This is a genomic window from Permianibacter fluminis (genome assembly GCF_013179735.1).
GTDB lineage: Bacteria > Pseudomonadota > Gammaproteobacteria > Enterobacterales > Permianibacteraceae > Permianibacter > Permianibacter fluminis.
The window spans coordinates 1,513,660-1,532,686 of sequence record NZ_JABMEG010000001.1 but is presented as its reverse complement, the minus strand read 5'-3'; the positions used below and the strand labels follow the sequence as shown (position 1 = coordinate 1,532,686).

The window sequence follows — 19,027 nt, the reverse complement described above, 5'->3', positions numbered from 1 at the left end:
CGGCCTAGCAACAGCATCACCAGTAACACGCGCACTGAAAACCAGCACGAACGTGGGTCTGTGTGGCGAACGGAACCGTTCATGATGCAGGCGCCGCCGCTGCGATCAGCGCTCCGGCAACGGAATGAATTCCTGCTCGCCCGGTACCTGGGCAAACGTGCGCGCCTGCCACTGCGCTTTCGCGGTCTCGATCAGCGCTTTGTCGGAGGCGACAAAATTCCACCAGAGAAAGCGCGGGCCATCGAGTGGTGCGCCGCCCAGCAACAGACAGCGGGCAGCCGCGTCGCTGCTGACGGTGAAATCCGCGTACTCCGGCAACACAGCCAGTTCGCCGGCGCTGATCACGGTGCCGGCGACGCGTACACTGCCCTGCGCCACATACAATGCCCGCTCCTGATACTCGGCCGCGAGATGAACATGAGCTGCCGCGAGGAATTGCAGATCGGCAAACAACGTTGGTGATGGCACCTGCACCGGCGAATGCTGCTCGTTGACGGTGCCAATCAACACGCGCAGCCGCGACCCATTTTGGCTAATCAATGGCAACACGGCTTGCGGATAATGAACAAAACCCGGCTCACCCTGTTCTTGCGCGCGCGGCAACGCCAGCCACATCTGAATGCCTTCGACCGGGTGCGCCGCCGCGCGAATGTCGGCGGGAATGCGTTCAGAATGCGCGACACCGTGACCTGCGCTCATGACATTGACCGCGCCCGGCTCGATGCGCTGCAGATTGCCCAGCGAATCGCGATGGTCAAACGCGCCGCTGCACAGATAGGTCACGGTCGCCAAGCCGATATGCGGATGCGGCCGGACATCGCCTTCGGTGCTGCCGGCCGGGAAAGTCGCCGGGCCCATGTGATCGAGAAACACAAACGGCCCCACCGCCTGCCGACTGGCTGCCGGCAGCAGACGCCGGACCATGAAACCGATATCGCGGGAACGACCGTGAATAATTGTCATTACAGTCATGCTGGCGTGCTCCGATTTCGACCCGGGCTCAGGGCGGGACAACGGCGTCCTGCAACATAGCACAGCCATATTTGTCGCGCTGACACGACCCCGGCGGAAACGAAACAGGCGCCGAATGGCGCCTGTTATCGTTACTTCCCACACCGGCCTTATGGCGCCGCGTAAGTCACTTCCAGAATCGGCCGCTTGCCCGGATCGGTACTCAGTTCGCGGGTGTAGAAACGTTTCAGGTTGGCGTTGTCGCCGCTGACCCGGCGCAGCCGCCAGCCGTAATTCGGTTCACCGTTCTGCATGGCCTGCACACCAACCGTGACATCGAAATCGAGCCAGCCGGCGCTCCATGGCGCAGTCACCTCAGCATCAGCGGGCGCAAGGTAGTCCGTGCCGGCGCCACCGGCACCGGGTACGGTCCAGGCTTCGCCACTGCGCGCGTTGTTCCAGCTACTGAGTTTTTCATCCCAGTCGCGCAGCAGTCGGTGCATGGCGTAGCGCGGATCGTAGCTGCTGTATTTATAAATCTTCAGTCGCACCGATTGAATGACCGAATTGTCCGGCACCGGGCCGCCTTCGCGCTGGAAGATCGCAAAGCGCAGCATCGGCGTGTAATAGCCGCCCTGCTCCTGCACCAGCGTCGAGCTGCCGTAGTTGCTGGCCTTGCTGTAACTCGACAGATAGTTGTCGCGGGTGCCGGCATAACCACCAACACCGTCCTGCAAAATCACCGTGCCGCTTTGCCCGGCCTGCACCGTGATGCTGACCACTGCCGAGTTGCCCTGACCATTGCGATCATCGTACGCACGCGCGAGCAGATTGCGGTTGCCGGACGGCGCCCCGTTCCAGACAAATTGATACGGCGCTTCGTTGTCGGTCGCCAACAAACTGCTGCCGTCGTAGAACTCGACCCGGGCGATGTTGCCGTCGCTGTCGGTCGCCGTGGCGGTCAGCGTGATCGGTTCGTCAGCGGCAAATTGCTGACCGTTGTAAGGCGTATCCAGACTGACGCTTGGCCGGATGTTGTCATCACCGAGTGGTGGCTGCCAGCCAATCGGTTTGTAAATCCAGATATTGCCCTGGCTGGAGTCCTGCAGCGCCATGAATGCATTCAGGTTCGGAATGAATTTCCACTTGCCCAGAATGCCGGTACCCATGACCGTGCTCGGCCCGGTACCGATGGGTGCTGGCGCCTTGTCGAGTTGCCAACCGCTGCTGCTGAACGTTGCCGGCGGCGTCAGTAACCACAGCTGGTTGCCACCGCACCAGAGCGCGTAGCGACGCGCAACCGGATCAAAGTCCAGCCCGCAGTCGCGCATCTTGATGGTGCCGGCGCTGAGCAAACTTAAGAACTGACCGCTGCTGTCAGTGAACGACACATATTTTTCGTAATTGGTCGGTCCGGGCGTGTTCAGATTCCAGAACACAAACGGCCGCGTTGCCGAGCCGGTGCGCAGGAACACTTTCTGCTGGGCATCGTAAGCACACGTTGCCTGACCTTGCGGGCCATCCCAATAGCCACCCACTTGCTGCCAGACATCGAGCGCAGGATTGGCCAGATCGGTAATCACATAACGAAACACCGAGGTCGCGGTACCACCGCCCAAACGGGCACCGACATACACCACATCGCGACCGTCTTCTTCGGCGTAACCGGTGCAACCTTCGACATGACTGCCGGGCAGTTTCGGATTGCCAACCAGATTCAAAAACATTTCCCGGTTCTGCCACATGTCGCCGCCAAGCACATCCGGATACGGCCCAACCCGTTTGACATGCGAACCGTTGCTGCCACCGACTTTGTTCGGATCCGCCTTGGCCGGATCAAACAGGTACGGCCCGGTTTTGCGACTGGTCAGGGCATCCACTGCCGACAGGAACATGCCGCCGTTGTTGTAGGCGGCACCTCCGAAGGCCAGCATCTTGTCGTGCAGTGGCAGGAAAATATTGTTGTCGTAGGTATGAGCCGAGGCCGGGGCGTGGCTGACGCCATCGATGGCGACAAAATTGCCGCGGATGTCTTTCACCACTTCGCTGGGCAACGACGCCCGCTCCCACATCCGGGTGCTGCCGCGCCAACGGTACACATCATTGCCGCTGTAATTGGCGTGACCGCCGCCGTACAGCAGCAAATCACCACGGTTGCTGTCCCAGGCAAAGCCGCTCCAGGCACCGATGATTTTAGACGGGTCCGGATTGCCGCCGTTGTTCAACGGCCGCAGCACCGCCGGCGTCCAGACATCGGAATACAAATTCTGATTGGCGTGCAGCCACTCGCCTTCCGGCAGCGCCGTCAGGTCGGCGAGCAGGCCGGACAGATCGCCGTCGCCAGTATAACTGCGGGCATCGCCGCCCTCGATTTTGCTGCGGTTCGGGTTTGCGTTCAGGCTCCGGCCGGCTTGCTGCGTTTCGCTGCGTGCAGCGCTGGCGAGTACCGGATCACCTTCAATCACATCCAGTTGCAGATGACCGCTGCCGCGCACGCCACGGGCGTCCTTGACGGTCACAATCAGATCATGATGACCGATGTCCTGAGCACGACCGCGCACTTCACCAGTGCGCGCATCGAGCACTAGGCCCGCCGGCAACCGGCCGCTGACAATGGCAAATTCAAACGGTGCGACACCGCCACTGACCGGAATTTTTTCCCGATAGGCGATTCCGGTTTCCACCAGCGGCAATTTGTTCTGTTCAAGTTTCAGTGCGGGCGCTTTGTTGCCGAGGTATTCGATGCGCAGTGCATCGACCAGCAGCAGGCCTTTGCTTTCGGCAAACTCGATCCGGGCCGGACCGGCGGCAAAATCATAACTGCCCAGATCACGCCACTGACCGCCATCACTGCGCTGCTCGATGAGTTGGCGATGACTGCCATCGCGATCCATCACGGTCACGGTCGCCGTGCCGGCCATCGCCTCGATGGGCCACCAGGCGTAAACGCGGTAGAAACCGGCGTACGGTAACTGCGGCAAAAAACTGAACCGGTCCAGCCCCTTGCCAACGGCCTTCAGCACTTCATCGCTGTGGCCAAGATAAGCGCGCACCGGCACAAAGCTGCCACGCTTTTCAACAGCGGCATCGGTGCTGAGATAAACCTGATTGAATGCCGGAACCGGTTTTGCTGATGTTGCTGATATCGGCGCTGCCGATGCTTGTGTTGAAGTGCCGCGATTCAACTCTTGCGCGTGCGCGGATTGCACGGCAACTGGCAAGGTGGCGACAACGGCCAGCAACATGCCGGCACCGATCCCCTTGTTCATGCGTCCTCCCTGACGAGACGTTTTCTGGTGGCGGGGAAATTCTGCCACAACGTCGCGGCGCTGACATGACGCGCTGCGCCAGCGGTCGCTCTGCGCACAAAAAATGCAATGAAACGTCAGCTAATTTTACAAGCCGGCGCGATCTGCCAGTGACACCTGTCCCGGATAGCGACTGGCTTCCGCTTCAGGCAAGGGTTTGGCGAACAAGTAGCCTTGCACGCAATCACAGTCAATCGATTGCAGCCAACGCAATTGCTCGGTGGTTTCAACGCCTTCGGCGACCACCTCCATACCGAGATGATGACTGAGCTGGATCAGCGTTTCGACGATGGCGGCGTCCTTGCCATTGGTCAGGGCGTTGGCGATAAACATCCGGTCAATTTTCAAGGTATCGATTTCAAACTGGCGCAAATAGGCCAGCGACGAATAGCCGGTGCCAAAGTCATCGATGGCAATGCGAAAGCCTTGTTGGCGCAACTCGCGCAGCACCCGCTGACTGTGCTCCAGATCCTGCATCAGCGAGCTTTCGGTGACTTCCAGTTCCAGCTGGTTTGGTCGCAGCTGGCATTGCTCCACTATCCGGGCAATTTGGGTGACCAACTCGGCAATGCCAAATTGCCGGGCCGACAGATTGACCGAGATGATCAGATCCCCGGCAAACTGCGCTTGCCAGCGTTGCCGCTGCTGACAGGCCCGTTCAATCACCCAGCCACCGATACTGTTGATGAGCCCGGTTTCTTCCAGCAACGGGACAAAAATAGCGGGCGATACCAACCCGGCCTGATGATGCTGCCAACGCAGCAAGGCTTCGAAGCCGCGCAGACGACCGTCGCTCAACATCAGCTGCGGTTGATAGTGCAGCAGAAACTCTTCGGTGGCGACCGCCTGGCGTAGGCTCTCTTCCAGCAACAATCGGGCGCGGGCGCGACCATTCATTTCGGCGGTAAAAAATCGGTATTGATTGCGGCCTTCCGATTTGGCCTGATACATCGCCAGATCGGCCGCTTGCAGCAGGGCGTCGACGCTGTCGCCGCAATCCGGCCAGGTCGCGATACCGATGCTGACGCTGACCGCAATCTGCAGGCCCTGTAATTCGAGTGGTGCGACTATCGTTTCGAGAATTTTTTCCGCGATGCGGGCTGCATCCTCCGGGCTATCGAGGCCGTCGAGTATCACCGTGAATTCGTCACCGCCGAGCCGAGCCAGCGTGTCATAGCTGCGGGTACAGCGGCGCAAGCGCTCGGCCATCCGCCGAAGCAACTGATCGCCCGCGGCGTGACCGAGCGTGTCGTTGATCCGTTTGAACCCGTCCAAATCCAGATACAGCACCGCCAGCGATTTGCTGTTGCGCTGGCTGCGCGCGACCGCGGCATGCAGCGCCTGCAGAAAGCCGTGCCGGTTGAACAACTCGGTCAGCGAATCGGTTATCGCCTGCTTCAACAGTTGTTCCTGCAACTGCTTGGGCACCCGGTTATCCTGAAACACCACCACCAGACCACGGTGAGGTGGCGGCAGTGGCGCGCTTGACAGCGTCACCGGCAGCCGCTGGCCAGTTGGCGAGAACAGCAGGGCGTCATGAGCCCGGTAAGTCATCTTCTTGTGCCAATGCTGAAAGAACAGACTGTTCTCCCATGGCACCACATTGGAATCCGGTGCTGTCGCGAGCTTTTGCAGCGGCTCGCTTTCCAGCATGATCAGTGGACAATCCAGCAACTGACAGGCGGCTGGATTGGCGTAGCTGATGATGCCCTGCTCATCGACCACCAGAATGCCTTCGGCAGCGGTACTGAGAATGGCGGCGTAATAGCTGCGTGCTTCATCAAGGTTTCGGTTCATCAGTGAAAGCCGCTGCCGCGACAATTGCAGCTCCTGCAGCACGGCGACTTTACGCTGCAGCACGTCGGGGCTGAACGGTTTGTACAGGTAATCGATCGCGCCGGACTCGTAGCCGCGCAGCATCGCCCGCTCGTCGCGCTCGGTGGCGGTAATGAACAAAATGGGAATGTCGCGCGTGCGTGCCTTGGCGCGCATCAACCGCGCGACCTCGTAACCATCCATGCCCGGCATCTGGACATCGAGCAGCACCAGCGTCACGTCATGACTTAACAACAGTGACAGCGCCTGCTCGCCCGACTGGGCAGACAGCAGCTGACGCTCACCGTCTTCCAGCACCGCTTCCAGACTGGCCAGATTTTCTGGCCGGTCATCGACCAGCAGCAGCACCGGTTGGTGTTTCAGTTTTTTTGCCGACAGCATGTCAACACTCCTGGCCAGGGCTGAGCCAGCGCGCCAGCAGCTCGCGCATGCCGGCCTCATCGACCGGCTTGGCCAGATAGTCATCGGCGCCGGCCTGCAGGCATTTCTCCCGATCACCTTTCATGGCATGTGCAGTCAGCGCGACAATCGGCAGATGCAGCTTGCGCTCACGCTTCAGAATTCGGGTGGCGGTGTAACCGTCCATGACCGGCATCGCCATATCCATCAGCACCAGAGCAAAGTTGCTGTCGCGACTGAGCACGCTGATGGCTTCCTGACCGTCGCGCGCCACTTCCACTTCCAGCTGGAACTGTTCGAGCAAGGCTGACATGGCGTAGATATTGCGGACATCATCGTCGACCAGCAGCACGCGCTGATCGCGAGCAGTAAACGGCAGCGCCGCCCGATCCTCGCCACTCGGTGCCGGCAACACCGCGCCGAGAAACGGTTGCACGGCCTGGGTCAGCAATTGATCGGCCTGAGCGCCTTTTTGAATGACGCTGCCGCTGAATTGGCGCAGCCATTGCTGTTGCTGGGCCGACAAATCCATGCCGGTGTTGATGATGACGTGCACCCCGGTCAGCGGTCGGATCTCAGCCATTTGCTGCAACAGCTCAAAACCCGATTGGTCAGGCAGCTGCAGATCAATGACCAGACAGCGATATTCGTCAGCCGTATACGCTGCCAGCGCTTCCGCTGCGGTGGCACAGCCATGCACCATTGCGCCGAATTGGCTCAGCACTTCACCGCAATGTTCGCGTTCAACGGCATTGTCTTCGACCAGCAGAATCGACAGCTCACTGCCACCGCTTGGCGCCAACTGGCGCAGCAGCTTGTGCAACTCATCGTGACTGACCGGCTTGACCAGATAACAGACATTCTCGTCATCCCAGCTCATCGGCTGTTGCACGCAAGAAATGATGTGCACTGGCAACAAGCGCGTTTGCGGCCGGTTTCGGATTTCGCGCAGCACTTGCCAGCCGCTGATGTCTGGCAACAAAAGGTCCAGAATGATGGCATCAAACCGCAACCGTTCGAGCAACTCCAGCGCTTCGCTGCCGCGTTCGGTGCGATAGCTGGTGAAGCCGTAATGGTTGGCGGTATCGACCAGAATCTGGGCGAATGACGGATCGTCTTCGACAATCAGCAGGCGCGGCGCACCTTCGCTGGCGCCACTGATTTGCAAGGTCGAATGGCTGTTCGCGACCGGCACTGCATTAAGCGGCAGAAACAACTTGAACACGCTGCCGACGCCGAGCGTACTCTCAAGCGTCAGCACGCCGCCGAGCAGTTCGGTCAATTGCCGCGAGATGGTCAAGCCAAGCCCGGTGCCACCGAAGCGGCGGCTGGTGGAACCGTCGGCCTGGCGGAAGGCCTGAAAAATGGTTTCGTGCTGACCAGGCGCAATGCCAATGCCGGTATCGCGCACGGCAATGCAAATCGCTTCCGGCGTCAGCACCCGACTGGGCACGTCCTCATGCTGGCGAGTAATGCTGAGTTCAATCCGGCCGACATCGGTGAACTTGATGGCATTGGACAACAGGTTGCGCAGAATCTGGTGCAGGCGCTGCGGGTCGGTTTGGCACAGCGGAGGCACGTCGTCGGCCACAGTGAAGCGCAACTGCAGGTTCTTGGCCTCGGCCAAGGGCCGGAACGACGTTTCCAGCGCCACCGTCAGCTCGCGAATGTTGACGGCCTCCATCACCAGTGTCATCCGGCCCGCTTCGACTTTCGACAGATCCAGAATGTCGTTGATCAGGTTCAGCAGATCGCCGCCGGAGCGGCGAATGATATCGGCATGCGCGACTTGCTTGCTGGTCAGATTGCCGGCCGGGTTGCGGGTCAGCTGCTCACTCAGGATCATGATGCTATTGAGCGGTGTGCGCAGCTCGTGCGACATATTGGCCAGAAATTCCGATTTGTAGCGATTGGCCAGCGCCAGTTGTTCGGCTTGTTCACGCAGTTTAAGTTCGGCGGCTTTGCGCGCGGTGATGTCGATGATCACCGCTTGAATTGAGCGCTGACCACCGGCCACAATTGGCGCCAAACCGACCTCCACCGGAATGGCAAATCCGGACTTGTGTCGGGCGAACAGTTCGCGATTGCTGCCCATTTGCCGCTGGCTGGGCGCCCGGTGATAGCTTTCCCGCAGCCCCGGATGTTTTTCCCTGAGCGATTCCGGAATCAGCACCTCCACTGACTGGCCAAGCAATTCGGCGCGGCTGTAGCCAAACAATTGTTCGGTCTGACTGTTGACCAGTTCAATCTGGCCCTTGCCATTGACCAACACAATCGCATTCGGTGCGGCCTCGACCAGCATGCGCGCCCGCTCTTCGGCGTGCCGGCGCGCACTGAGATCAATGATCGAGCCGATGGTCTTGACGCCGTCGTCGGTTTGCACCGGACTCAGGCCAATCTCGACCGGCACTTCGCTGCCATCCTGACGCCGGGCAAACAGCTCGCGACCGCTGCCCATTTGGCGCGGCGAAGGCGCGGCCTGAAAGCCGCGCCGCCAGCCATTGTGCTGATTGCGATACCGCTCCGGCAGCAGCACTTCGATCGGTTGATTCTGCAGCGACGCCCGATCGTAACCAAACAATTGTTCGGCCTGCGGATTGAGCCACTCGATGCGGCCCTCCGCGTCAACGATCAGCATGGCGTTGGGCGCGCCATCAATCAGCATCTGGAAGCGTTCTTCGCGCTGCTGCAACTGCTGGGTCAGCCGGGTTTGCTGGCTGTGCAAACGCTCACGCTGACGGGCGTAGAACACCACGAGCAGCGCCAGCAACAGCGCGACACAGGTGCCAGACAACAGCAGCGGACCGGCATTGCCGCGCGGCAGACTTTGCTCAAATTGCGGCGTGCTGAGCACCTGCAGCTGCCACTCCCGACCGGGCACCTTGAGAATCTGCGTTGACTTAAAGCGTGGCGCCGCCGTCGCCGCTGCCGATTGAAACAGTAGCGCTTGTGCCGTGCTTGCAGCCGAATCATGGGGATTGCTGGCAGCGCTAGAGGAGCTGGTGGAATTGGCTGCGCTGATCGCGCCGTTGTCGGTCAGCGTCAGCTGCAGACGCGCCAACTGCCCGGCCAGAATACCGGTCAACAGATCACCGAGCCGAAGCGGACTGTAGACATAGCCCTGCACGCGTTCGGCACCATCTTCCGAATTGTTGCCCGGCCGATACAGCGGCCAAACCATCACGACACCGGTCTGTATGCCCTGCTCGGTTTCCTGTTTCAAAATCAGCGGTGCGGTCAGCACGGCGCGGCCTTCATCGCGCGCCTGTTTCAGCGCGGCGGCGCGCGCCGGTTCTGAGCCCATGTCAAAACCGAACGCGCGCAAATTGCGCCAGTCGATGGGCTCCAGATAAAACACCGGGAAGTATTCGTGTGCGGGGTCGGTTGCCAACGGCGTGACTTGATACTGCGGCAACCCTTCGGCGTGGGCCTGGGCGATGTGGGCAGCCAACGCGCGCGCTGGCACGCGCGGCAGATAGCCAATGCCCTGCAAACCGGGATTACTCAGATCCAGTCGCAAGGCGGCGGTGAACTCACGCCATTCGGCCCGCGACACCGCATCGGACGCGGCGAACAAGGCCGCCGCACTACGCAACACGCCTTCGTAGTTGTGCAGCTGTTGGGCGATGCTGGTGCTGAGCTGGTCGGTCTCACTGGCAAATTGGCGACCGGCAATCAGCTCATCCTGCTGGCGCACTTGCTGCCAGACCAACAGGGTGGCGAGCATGACCACGCCGAAGACCAGGCTGAACAGGCCCACCAAGCGCCAGAATGCGGTTTGCCGCGGCACATCCATGCCGACCCCCGATATCCACAAAATCACTGCTACTGACTAGCTAAGCAGCTGTGTCGGTTTTTTGCCATGCTGCTCCGCGCCAAAAGCTCGACGGAGCAATTGGTACTTTCACTCCAGCTCGAACCGGCTCAGATGGCGTCGGGATGCGCCACTGAGCACCGGTACCGGCGTCTAGCGCCAGGCCCGCGGCGCCGGCCACTCATAATCGGTCGCGGCGGGGTACTCGCTTTCGCAACGCTTATGGAACCAGGTCTCGTAACAATCGAGCCCGCAGTAATACTCAACGTATTGCTCGCCTTCCGGGTTCATGGCGGCACTGAGCGGAATCTCTTTGCGGCAGATGTTGCAGGCCACCGGCGCCTGCTCTTCCGTGCTCGCCGGTTGCGGTGCTGACTCGGCCATTGCCGTTCTCCTGATGGCGGCACACCGGGTTGGTGCTTCCTGCTTGATAGGCCGAAACCACCATCCCTGCACGGTTTTCCGAGTGGTAGGAACAATCTCTTCTAAGCCGTAGCCACGCCCAGCAAACGCGTGAACTAGCCCCTGCCGCCAAGACGCATTCGATCCGGCCGACGAGTCCGTGTCGCAGCAGGCTCAATCCGCGGCTTAATCCGGACTTAAGCGCGTCGCTCTTATCGTGCACCTGTCCCAAGTGCTGCATGAGACGAGCCCGTGTTCGACAAATCCCTGGTGCCGCAATGGCTGAATCTGGCGCTGTGGCCGATGTGCCTGCTGCTGGCCTTGCTGCTGCTGTTCAGCCTGCTGCGCATCGACGCCAAATTGGCGGCGTCGCTGTATGCGATCGGCCACGCATTTCCGTATCAGGGCTCGGCCAGTTACGAACTGTGGTTGCACGAATGGCCGAAGAAAATTGCCGTCGGCGCGTTCTTTGTGCTGTTGCTGGTGTCGCTGACTCCGTGGCGCGGCCGGTCACTGCGGCGCTGGTACATTCCGCTGTGGCTTAGCCTGGCGGCGATGCTGATTTCCGGTTCAGTGATTGGCACCCTGAAACGGGAAACCGATGTCTATTGCCCGGTCCAGATCGCCAATTACGGCGGCAGCCATGCCGCCACGGTCGAAGGCCCGTTCCCGACGTTTGCCGGCAGTGGCGGTCATTGCTGGCCGGCCGGTCACGCCACCTCGGGCATGAGTTTCATCGCGCTGTATTTTGGTTTGTTGATGATGGCCAAACCGCGACTGGCGCAAGTGGCGCTATGGGGCAGTTTGGTCAGCGGTCATTTTCTTGGCTTGGCGCAAGTGCTGCGCGGCCAGCACTTTCTGTCACACCAATTGTGGACCACGGCGATCTGCTGGTTCGTCAGTCTGGCGCTGTTCTGGTTATGGCATGAGTTCGTTGCCGAGCGGGTATTGCAGCCACGATCGATTTCGCAGACAGCAAGTTGAGTCGGGCACAAACAACAAGGGCGACCATGAGGTCGCCCTTGTTGCTTTCAAGCATAGCTCACAGGCACGGTTCAGCCTTGCGACCAACCGCCACCAAGCGCGCGATACAGATCAACCGTTGCCGTCAGTTGATCGAGCTGCGCTTGCACTTGCTCCTGTTCAACCTGACGCAACTGCCGCTCGACATCGAGCAATTCCAGATAGCCGATACGGCCGGCATCGTAACGCAGCTTGGCGACGCGATAACCGTTGCTGAGTGCTTCCACCCGGCGCTGCTGGGCCTGCTGAATTTCGCGGGTGCTGGTCAACGTGCTGAGCGAATCCAGCGTTTCCTTGAACGCGGTTTGCACCGTGTTCACATAGGCAGCGGTTTGTGCCTGCGCCTGCGCTTCGGCGCTGCTGACATTGGCGTTGACCCGATACAGGCTGGTCAGCGGCTGCGACAAACCGAGCGCGACTTCCCAGGCTTTCGCCGGTGCATCGAGAACGTCGGCCAGCGCATCGGACACGCCGCCGGCAAAACCGGTCAGCGACAAGGACGGCAGGTACGCCGCCTTGGCAACACCGATGCGGGCATTGGCCGCTTGCAAGCGTGCTTCTGCTTGCCGCACATCCGGACGCCGAGACAGCAATTGCGCCGGCAAATCCATCGGCACGGCTGGCGCTGCCGGCAACGCCGCGGCGTTCAACGCATCGGCGCTCAGTGCAGCACCGTTTTGCCACGCCGCCACCATCGCTTTCGGTGACTGACCACGCAGCACCGCCAGTGCGGTTTGCACTTTCGCCCGCGCCGCTTTTTGCGCCGGCAATTGTGCAGCCACCGCTTCCGCTTCGCTGCGCGCCTGTTCGAAATCGTACGGCGAGATCAACCCGCTATCGAGCCGCTTCTGCTGCAACCGGACGTTTTCGGTGCGTGTGTTCAGCGTCTGTTCGGCCAGCGCAATCTGCCGGTCCAGCGCCCGAGCCTGAAAGTAGGCTTGCGCGACATTGGCGGCGAGCGCGGCCTGCACGGCATCGCGCGCGGCAACGTTGGCTTCAAGCTCGGCCAATGCAGCTTCGTTGGCACGGCGGATCTTGCCCCAGAGGTCAAACTCGTAATCCAGCTTGAGCCCGGCCTGATAGACCGTACTGTTCAACGCTTGCCCGGCCGGTGTCACCGCCTCGCTGTTGCGCGTCTTGGTGCCGCTGACACCGAGATCAACCGTCGGCCAGTAATCGGCACGCGCCAATTGCAGCTGGGCCGCTGCGGCATCGACTGCCGCGACCGCCACTTTCAGATTGCTGTTCTGTTGCAGGCTTTCGTTGATCAGAGTTTCCAGCACCGGATCATTGAAGCTGCGCCACCACTGTGCCAGCTCGACTTGCGCGGTCAGCGGCGCGCTGGTTTGCCATTGCTCCGGCAGGTCCAGGTCCGGCCTTTGATAGTCCGGACCGATGGCACAACCCGCGAGCACCGACAAGGCCAGCAGCGAACCGACAAAGCGCGTGCGCCGCACCGATTTGATCATTGCATTAGTCATGAGCCACCCCCGGTTTCGTCGGGCTGATCGCAGGCGATTTGCCAAGACGGAAATCGGTAATCAATTTGAAGAACAAGGGCACGAAGAAGATCGCCAGGAAAGTCGCGGCCAGCATGCCGCCCATCACCCCGGTACCAACCGCGACCCGCGCACCGGCACCGGCGCCGTGCGAGAACGCCAGCGGCAACACGCCCAGAATGAACGCCAGCGACGTCATCAGAATCGGCCGGAAGCGCAGTCGCGCTGCTTCCATGGCCGCCTCGACGGTTCCCATGCCTTCGTGCTTTTTCATCATCGCGAATTCGACAATCAAAATCGCATTCTTGGCGGCAAGGCCGAGCAGCGTCACCAGACCAATCTGGAAATACACGTCATTGCTCATGCCACGCGCCCACACAGCCACCAGCGCACCGAAGGTGCCGAACGGCAGCGCCAGCAGCACCGACAACGGCAGCGTCCATTTCTCGTATTGCGCCGCCAGAATCAGGAACACCATCACAGCGGCCAGACCGATCGCGAAACCGCTCGAACCGGAGGATTTCTTTTCCTGGAACGAGGCGCCGGTCCAGTCGTAACTGAAGTCTGCCGGCAGCGTTTCTTTCAGCAATTGCTCGACCCTGGCGATGGCTTCACCAGTTGACACGCCCGGCTTGCCGCTGCCGAAAATCTTTGCAGCGGGCAAATTGTTGTAGCGATCCTGCGAGTCCGGGCCAGCGGTGTATTTGACCGTGGCGAACGCCGACAGCGGAATCATCCGGCCGCGATCGGAGCGGACGTAGATGGCACCGATATCGTCCGGCCGGGTTTTGTAATCCGGATGCGCCGACATCAGCACCTGCCAGGTGCGGCCGTATTTGTTGAAGTCGTTGACGTAGTACGTGCCCAACGTTGCCGACAGCGTGTTGAAGGCTTCGTCAACGGAGACGCCGAGCGATTTGGCCTTCTCGCGATCGACATCGACAAACAGTTGCGGTGTGCCGGCGCGCCACAGGGTCGCGACATTCATCAGCAGCGGATCCTGATTGGCTTTCGCCAGGAATTGCTGGGTCACTTCCTGCAGGCGATGGGCACCACCTTCACCGCGGTTCTGGATGAACACTTCAAAGCCACCGGCCGAACCCAGGCCGAAAATCGGCGGCGGGTTGAAGGCCAGCACCAAAGCTTCCTTGATGTGCGCGGTCTTCATATAGACCTCGCCAACCAGCATGTCGGTGTTGACGCCCGGACGCTCATCCCAATGTTTCTGGGTCACGAAGATTGTCGCAGCACTGTTCTTGTAGCCGCCACCGAGGAAATCAAAGCCGGTGAAAGCAATCGCGTAGGCGTTGGCATCGTTTGATTTGATCGCATCGACCACTTCTTTGACGACCGCATCGGTCCGATCCAGCGTCGCGCCGTCCGGCAACATCACCGCGGTCATGAACCAGCCTTGATCTTCATTTGGCACCAGCGAGCCCGGCGTGGTTTTCCACAAGCCGCCGGTCAAGGCCACCATGCCGCCGAACAGCAGCACACCAACGACGCCGCGCTTCAGCATCCAGGCCACACCTTGGCCGTAGCGCTGGGTCACGCGCTCGAACCAGTGATTGAACCAGTCGAAGAAGCGATTCGGTTGTTTGTGCTCGTGCTTCAGAATCAGCACGCACAGCGCCGGAGTCAGCGTCAGCGCGACGACCCCGGAAATGATCACGGCAATCGAAATGGTGATCGAGAATTGGCGATACAACTCGCCGGCCAGACCGCCGAGGAAAGCGATAGGCACGAATACCGCGGTCAGCACCAGTACAATGGCGATCACCGGGCCGGTGACTTCGGTCATTGCCTTGATCGCGGCCTGATACGCCGACAACTTTTCTTCATGCATGATCCGTTCGACGTTTTCCAGCACCACGATGGCGTCGTCAACAACGATACCAATCGCCAGCACCATGCCGAACAGGGTTAGCGTGTTGATCGAATAGCCAAGCAGATGCAAACCGGCGAACGTACCAATCAGTGATACCGGCACCGCAATGGTCGGAATCAGCGTCGCCCGCCAGTTCTGCAGGAACAGGAACACCACCAGGAACACCAGCACCATCGCTTCGGCCAGCGTCTTGCCCACTTCCTTGATCGACACTTCAACAAAGCGGGTGGTATCAAACACCACGGTTTTGGTCAGGCCTTGCGGAAAGCGCGAAGCCAGATCGTCCATGTTGCTGTTCACTTCATCGGCAACGGCCAGCGCGTTCGCGCCCGGTTGCAGGAAGATACCGACCAACACCGCGTTCTGGCCGTTGACCCGGCCGCGGAATTCGTAATCCTTGGAACCGAGTTCAACTTTTGCGACATCTTTCAGCCGCACCAGTGAACCGTCCGGATTGGCGCGAACAATAATCTGCTCGAACTCGGCCGCGTCAGCCAGGCGGCCTTTTGCCGTGATGGTGTAAACCAGTTGCTGGCCATCACCGACCGGCGGTTGACCGACTTTGCCCGGCGCGAACTGCGCGTTCTGCTCTTGAATCGCCGCAGCAACATCCGTCGTGGTCAGCTTCAGCTTGGTCAGTTGGTCCGGCTTCAGCCAGATCCGCATGGCGTAATCTTTGGCACCGAAAATCTGCACGTTAGTGGTGCCGGGGATACGCTTGATGCGATCGAGCACGTTCATCGTGACGTAGTTGGAAATGGTCAGATCATCGAGGCTGCCATCGGGCGAGGCAAATGCCACCACCTGCAGGAATGACGAGGAACCTTTTTCAACAGTTACGCCTTGCCGACGCACTTCCTGCGGCAAGCGCGCTTCCGCCTGCTTGACCCGGTTGTTGACGTTGAGCGCAGCCTTGTCGACATCGGCGCCGATTTCGAAGGTGACTTCGATTTGCACAACGCCGTTGGAAGCCGAGGTCGACTTCATGTAGAGCATGTCTTCGACGCCGTTGATCTGGTTTTCCAGCGGCGCGGCAACCGTTTGCTCCAGCACTTCGGCCGAAGCGCCCGGATACACCGCCATCACCGTCACAACAGGCGGGGCGATTTCCGGGTATTGCGCAATCGGCAGACTGCGCATCGCCGCGAGACCGGCGATCACAATGAACAATGAAATGACCGTGGCGAAGATCGGCCGGTCAATGAAAAAACGCGAGAACATAATCAGAATTCCTTACGCGCGAATGGGCGGGTGGCGGCTGGGCACAAGCACCAAGGCTCAGCTGGCCGGCGCGGCTGCAACAGCAGCATCGGCCGTGGCCGGCGCCGCGATTTGCACCGGCGCCCCCGGGCGGATCTTGATCAGGTTGTCGAGAATGACCTGATCGCCGTCGTGCAAACCTTTGCGAATGACCCATGCGCGCTGTTCGCCAGCGCCGGTCCATTCACCGACTTCCACCGGCCGGAATTCAGCAACCGCAGCGCCGCCTTCACCCTTGCCAATCACATAAACAAATTTGCCGTTCGGGCCTTCGAGCACCGCTTTTTGCGGCACCACAATCGCATCCGGGCGGACCGCGCCGTTGACCACAACGCGAACGAACTGACCGGACTTCAATACGCCATCGCTATTCGGCAAACGCGCACGCATGGCAACGGTGCCGGTTTCGGTGTCGATGCGGGCATCGTTGAAATTCACTTTGCCAACGCGGTCCAACACTCGGCCATCCGCCAGCTTCACTTGCACGCTGAGCGCGGTTTCGGTTGGCGCCTGCAGACTGCCGTTGGCCAGCTCTTGCTGGCGCGCCAGCCACTCGTTTTCCGACACCGAGAAATACACGTCCATCGGATCGGTTTGGGTCAGCGTGGTCAGCATGTCGGTACCGGCATTGACCAGCGCCCCTTCAAACTTTTGCGCCAGACCGGTGACGCCGCTGATCGGCGCGGTGACCTTGGTGTAACCCAATTGAATGCGTGCTTCGCGCAGATGCGCTTCAGCGGCTTTCAGCGCGGCTTCGGCCAAATCGTGTGCGGATTGGGCGTCGTCCAGTTCCTTCCGGCTGGTGGCGTTTTCTGCGGCCAGCGGTTTCAACCGATTGAGTTCCCGTTCGGCCTGGGCGAACTGCGCCTTGGCGCGCGCGGCTTCGGCATCGGCGGCGGCAAATGCCGCTTCGAACGGTTTGGCATCGAGCTGGAACAGCACTTGGCCGGCTTTGACGACCGAGCCTTCTTCATAAACACGCTGTTCGATGATGCCGCCGACCCGGGCGCGGATTTCGACTTCCCGCGAGCCTTTGGTCTGGCCGATGTATTCACGGGCGACCGGCAGGTTCTGGCCGGCCACGGCGACGACCGAGACTTGCGGCGCCGGGAATGCCATGCCGCCGCCTTCTTGGGCGTTGCCGGAGCAACCGGCGAGGGCAATCAGCAACGGCAGGGCGGCCAGCGCAAACGGCAGCCGCGAGCGGAGGTTTTGACGGGTTTTCATGGTGTGACTCCATTCTTGCAAAGACAAATTGGTGAAGGTTTGAATTCGGTACGGCGGGGACAGACCGGTCGGCGCAGTGGCGGCAGGGTCTGAAACGGGTTCATAAGACGACCGGTCATCCGAATTTGGATGGCATCTTACATACAACCATGCATGTTTGTAAATTCCAAGATAGAATGCTTCCCACGTGGCGCTTATAGCGTCGTGAAATCAAGTACTTATGTACAGGTTTGTTCGATGAGCCATGCCGACAGCGTGGCGAAGACAATCGCAAGCAGGCCTTAAGACGGCCGTCAGTATCCTCCAGTGCTACTGACAACGAGGTGACAGGTGGCTAGACGTACCAAAGAGGAAGCCCTCGAAACCCGTTCGCAGCTGCTCGATGCGGCCGAACGGGTATTCAGCGACAAAGGTGTCACCAACACCTCGCTGAACGAGATTGCCGAAAACGCCGGGCTGACCCGCGGCGCCATCTATTGGCATTTCCGCAACAAAATGGATCTGATCGATGCGCTGATGGAACGGGTACGGTTGCCGCTGGAAGACATGCGGGAGCAAGCGGAAGCCATGGTGCCGGATGATCTGCTCGGGCAAATCCGGCTCAACGCCATTGCCGTGCTGCGGCAAACGGTGCGCGACCCGCACCACCGCGCTATCGCCACCATCATTTTGCAGAAGTGCGAATACGTCGATGACGTGCTGCCGCTGAAACAGCGTCATCTGGAATCGCGCAATGAATGTGCAACCGAAGTGGAGCAACGCTTTCAGGAAGCGATTGCGGCCGGTGTATTGCCGGCAAACTGCAACGCCCGCCTGGCGACCATGGCGCTGTTCAGCTATGTCGATGGTCTGGTCTACAACTGGCTGCTGGAGCCGGAGTATTTTGATCTGGATGCCGACGCGGAAAAACTGGTTGATCTGTTTTTCGAGGGCCTGCGCCGACAGCCGGTGTGAGGCGCAGGCAACAAGCTGATTTCGGGAATCAACCGCGATCTAGCGTGCGATACCGGCACGGCGTTTATCATGCAGCATGCTGCCCACTTTGCAACCTACTAAACCGGCCACAAAATACGTCAGCGGTGCCGCCCAGTTCAGCCACGCCGGATGCGCCACCTGCAGCAGCATCAGCGCCGCCACCAGCAACAATATCGCCACCACAATGAAGCCGTGGCGCCAGGGTTGTTGTGGCGCCCACCACGCCGCGATCAGAGCACCGTCACAGCCACCAAAGAACCAGGCCAGCGACATCAGCACGCTACCAGCCGGCGCATTACGAAGGTAATCGGCCATGGCGGCGTCGACGTCGGCCAAACCTATCGGCACTGGATACAACTGATAGCCAGCCCACTCGATCAAGGCTGTCACCATCGCTCCCATCAATAGCCCTGCAAACACCGCCAAGATACTGCGCCCCATTTTC

Annotated in this window: 11 protein-coding genes; 2 read left to right on the top strand and 9 right to left on the bottom strand. The window is 60.3% G+C overall.

Annotation, left to right across the window (positions count from 1 at the left end; translation table 11 throughout):
- Window positions 1-105 precede the first annotated feature (105 nt).
- From HPT27_RS06630 to HPT27_RS06610, 5 genes are all read right to left on the bottom strand, one after another.
- Window positions 106-972 carry a pirin family protein gene (locus HPT27_RS06630; protein ID WP_172240714.1) on the bottom strand — a complete coding sequence of 289 codons (867 nt, stop codon included), beginning with the start codon at window positions 970-972 and terminating at the stop codon, window positions 106-108.
- A 149-nt stretch (window positions 973-1,121) separates the two neighbouring features.
- The gene (locus tag HPT27_RS06625) at window positions 1,122-4,220 is read right to left on the bottom strand and encodes a DNRLRE domain-containing protein (protein WP_172240712.1); all 3,099 of its coding nucleotides are present in this window, start codon (window positions 4,218-4,220) and stop codon (window positions 1,122-1,124) included.
- Window positions 4,221-4,346: 126 nt separating this feature from the next.
- Entirely contained in the window at window positions 4,347-6,476 is a 2,130-nt protein-coding gene (locus tag HPT27_RS06620) for a putative bifunctional diguanylate cyclase/phosphodiesterase (protein WP_235950851.1), read from the bottom strand.
- A 1-nt stretch (window position 6,477) separates the two neighbouring features.
- Window positions 6,478-10,290: a response regulator gene (locus HPT27_RS06615; protein WP_172240710.1), complete on the bottom strand. Its 3,813-nt coding sequence runs from the start codon at window positions 10,288-10,290 to the stop codon at window positions 6,478-6,480.
- Window positions 10,291-10,461: 171 nt separating this feature from the next.
- The gene (locus HPT27_RS06610; protein WP_172240709.1) at window positions 10,462-10,692 is read right to left on the bottom strand and encodes a DUF3330 domain-containing protein; all 231 of its coding nucleotides are present in this window, start codon (window positions 10,690-10,692) and stop codon (window positions 10,462-10,464) included.
- Between the two features lie 270 nt (window positions 10,693-10,962).
- Here HPT27_RS06610 and HPT27_RS06605 point away from each other — a divergent pair, with 270 nt between their 5' ends.
- Window positions 10,963-11,694 (top strand): phosphatase PAP2 family protein, encoded by a 732-nt coding sequence (locus HPT27_RS06605; protein ID WP_172240708.1) that lies wholly within the window; start codon window positions 10,963-10,965, stop codon window positions 11,692-11,694.
- 71 nt (window positions 11,695-11,765) lie between these two features.
- Here HPT27_RS06605 and HPT27_RS06600 read toward each other — a convergent pair whose 3' ends face one another.
- Genes HPT27_RS06600 through HPT27_RS06590 form a run of 3 tightly spaced genes read right to left on the bottom strand, consistent with a single transcriptional unit; the run spans window position 11,766 to window position 17,607 of the window.
- Window positions 11,766-13,214: an efflux transporter outer membrane subunit gene (locus HPT27_RS06600; RefSeq protein WP_172240707.1), complete on the bottom strand. Its 1,449-nt coding sequence runs from the start codon at window positions 13,212-13,214 to the stop codon at window positions 11,766-11,768.
- Window positions 13,207-16,341: an efflux RND transporter permease subunit gene (locus HPT27_RS06595; RefSeq protein ID WP_172240706.1), complete on the bottom strand. Its 3,135-nt coding sequence runs from the start codon at window positions 16,339-16,341 to the stop codon at window positions 13,207-13,209. Before HPT27_RS06595 ends, HPT27_RS06600 begins: the two co-directional genes overlap by 8 nt.
- Window positions 16,342-16,398: 57 nt before the next feature.
- Window positions 16,399-17,607 carry an efflux RND transporter periplasmic adaptor subunit gene (locus tag HPT27_RS06590; protein WP_172240705.1) on the bottom strand — a complete coding sequence of 403 codons (1,209 nt, stop codon included), beginning with the start codon at window positions 17,605-17,607 and terminating at the stop codon, window positions 16,399-16,401.
- 330 nt (window positions 17,608-17,937) lie between these two features.
- Between HPT27_RS06590 and HPT27_RS06585 the strand changes: the two genes are divergently transcribed.
- The gene (locus tag HPT27_RS06585) at window positions 17,938-18,561 is read left to right on the top strand and encodes a TetR family transcriptional regulator (protein WP_172240704.1); all 624 of its coding nucleotides are present in this window, start codon (window positions 17,938-17,940) and stop codon (window positions 18,559-18,561) included.
- A 39-nt stretch (window positions 18,562-18,600) separates the two neighbouring features.
- On the opposite strand, the gene HPT27_RS06580 is transcribed toward HPT27_RS06585, so the two are convergent.
- Window positions 18,601-19,023 carry a hypothetical protein gene (locus HPT27_RS06580; protein ID WP_172240703.1) on the bottom strand — a complete coding sequence of 141 codons (423 nt, stop codon included), beginning with the start codon at window positions 19,021-19,023 and terminating at the stop codon, window positions 18,601-18,603.
- Window positions 19,024-19,027 lie beyond the last annotated feature (4 nt).

Excerpts from the sequence above, each read along its gene's own strand:
- HPT27_RS06630 (WP_172240714.1), bottom strand. The coding sequence starts at position 972 with ATGACTGTAATGACAATTATTCACGGTCGTTCCCGCGATATCGGTTTC.
- HPT27_RS06625 (WP_172240712.1), bottom strand. The coding sequence starts at position 4,220 with ATGAACAAGGGGATCGGTGCCGGCATGTTGCTGGCCGTTGTCGCCACC.
- HPT27_RS06620 (WP_235950851.1), bottom strand. The coding sequence starts at position 6,476 with ATGCTGTCGGCAAAAAAACTGAAACACCAACCGGTGCTGCTGCTGGTC.
- HPT27_RS06615 (WP_172240710.1), bottom strand. The coding sequence starts at position 10,290 with ATGGATGTGCCGCGGCAAACCGCATTCTGGCGCTTGGTGGGCCTGTTC.
- HPT27_RS06610 (WP_172240709.1), bottom strand. The coding sequence starts at position 10,692 with ATGGCCGAGTCAGCACCGCAACCGGCGAGCACGGAAGAGCAGGCGCCG.
- HPT27_RS06600 (WP_172240707.1), bottom strand. The coding sequence starts at position 13,214 with ATGACTAATGCAATGATCAAATCGGTGCGGCGCACGCGCTTTGTCGGT.
- HPT27_RS06595 (WP_172240706.1), bottom strand. The coding sequence starts at position 16,341 with ATGTTCTCGCGTTTTTTCATTGACCGGCCGATCTTCGCCACGGTCATT.
- HPT27_RS06590 (WP_172240705.1), bottom strand. The coding sequence starts at position 17,607 with ATGAAAACCCGTCAAAACCTCCGCTCGCGGCTGCCGTTTGCGCTGGCC.
- HPT27_RS06580 (WP_172240703.1), bottom strand. The coding sequence starts at position 19,023 with ATGGGGCGCAGTATCTTGGCGGTGTTTGCAGGGCTATTGATGGGAGCG.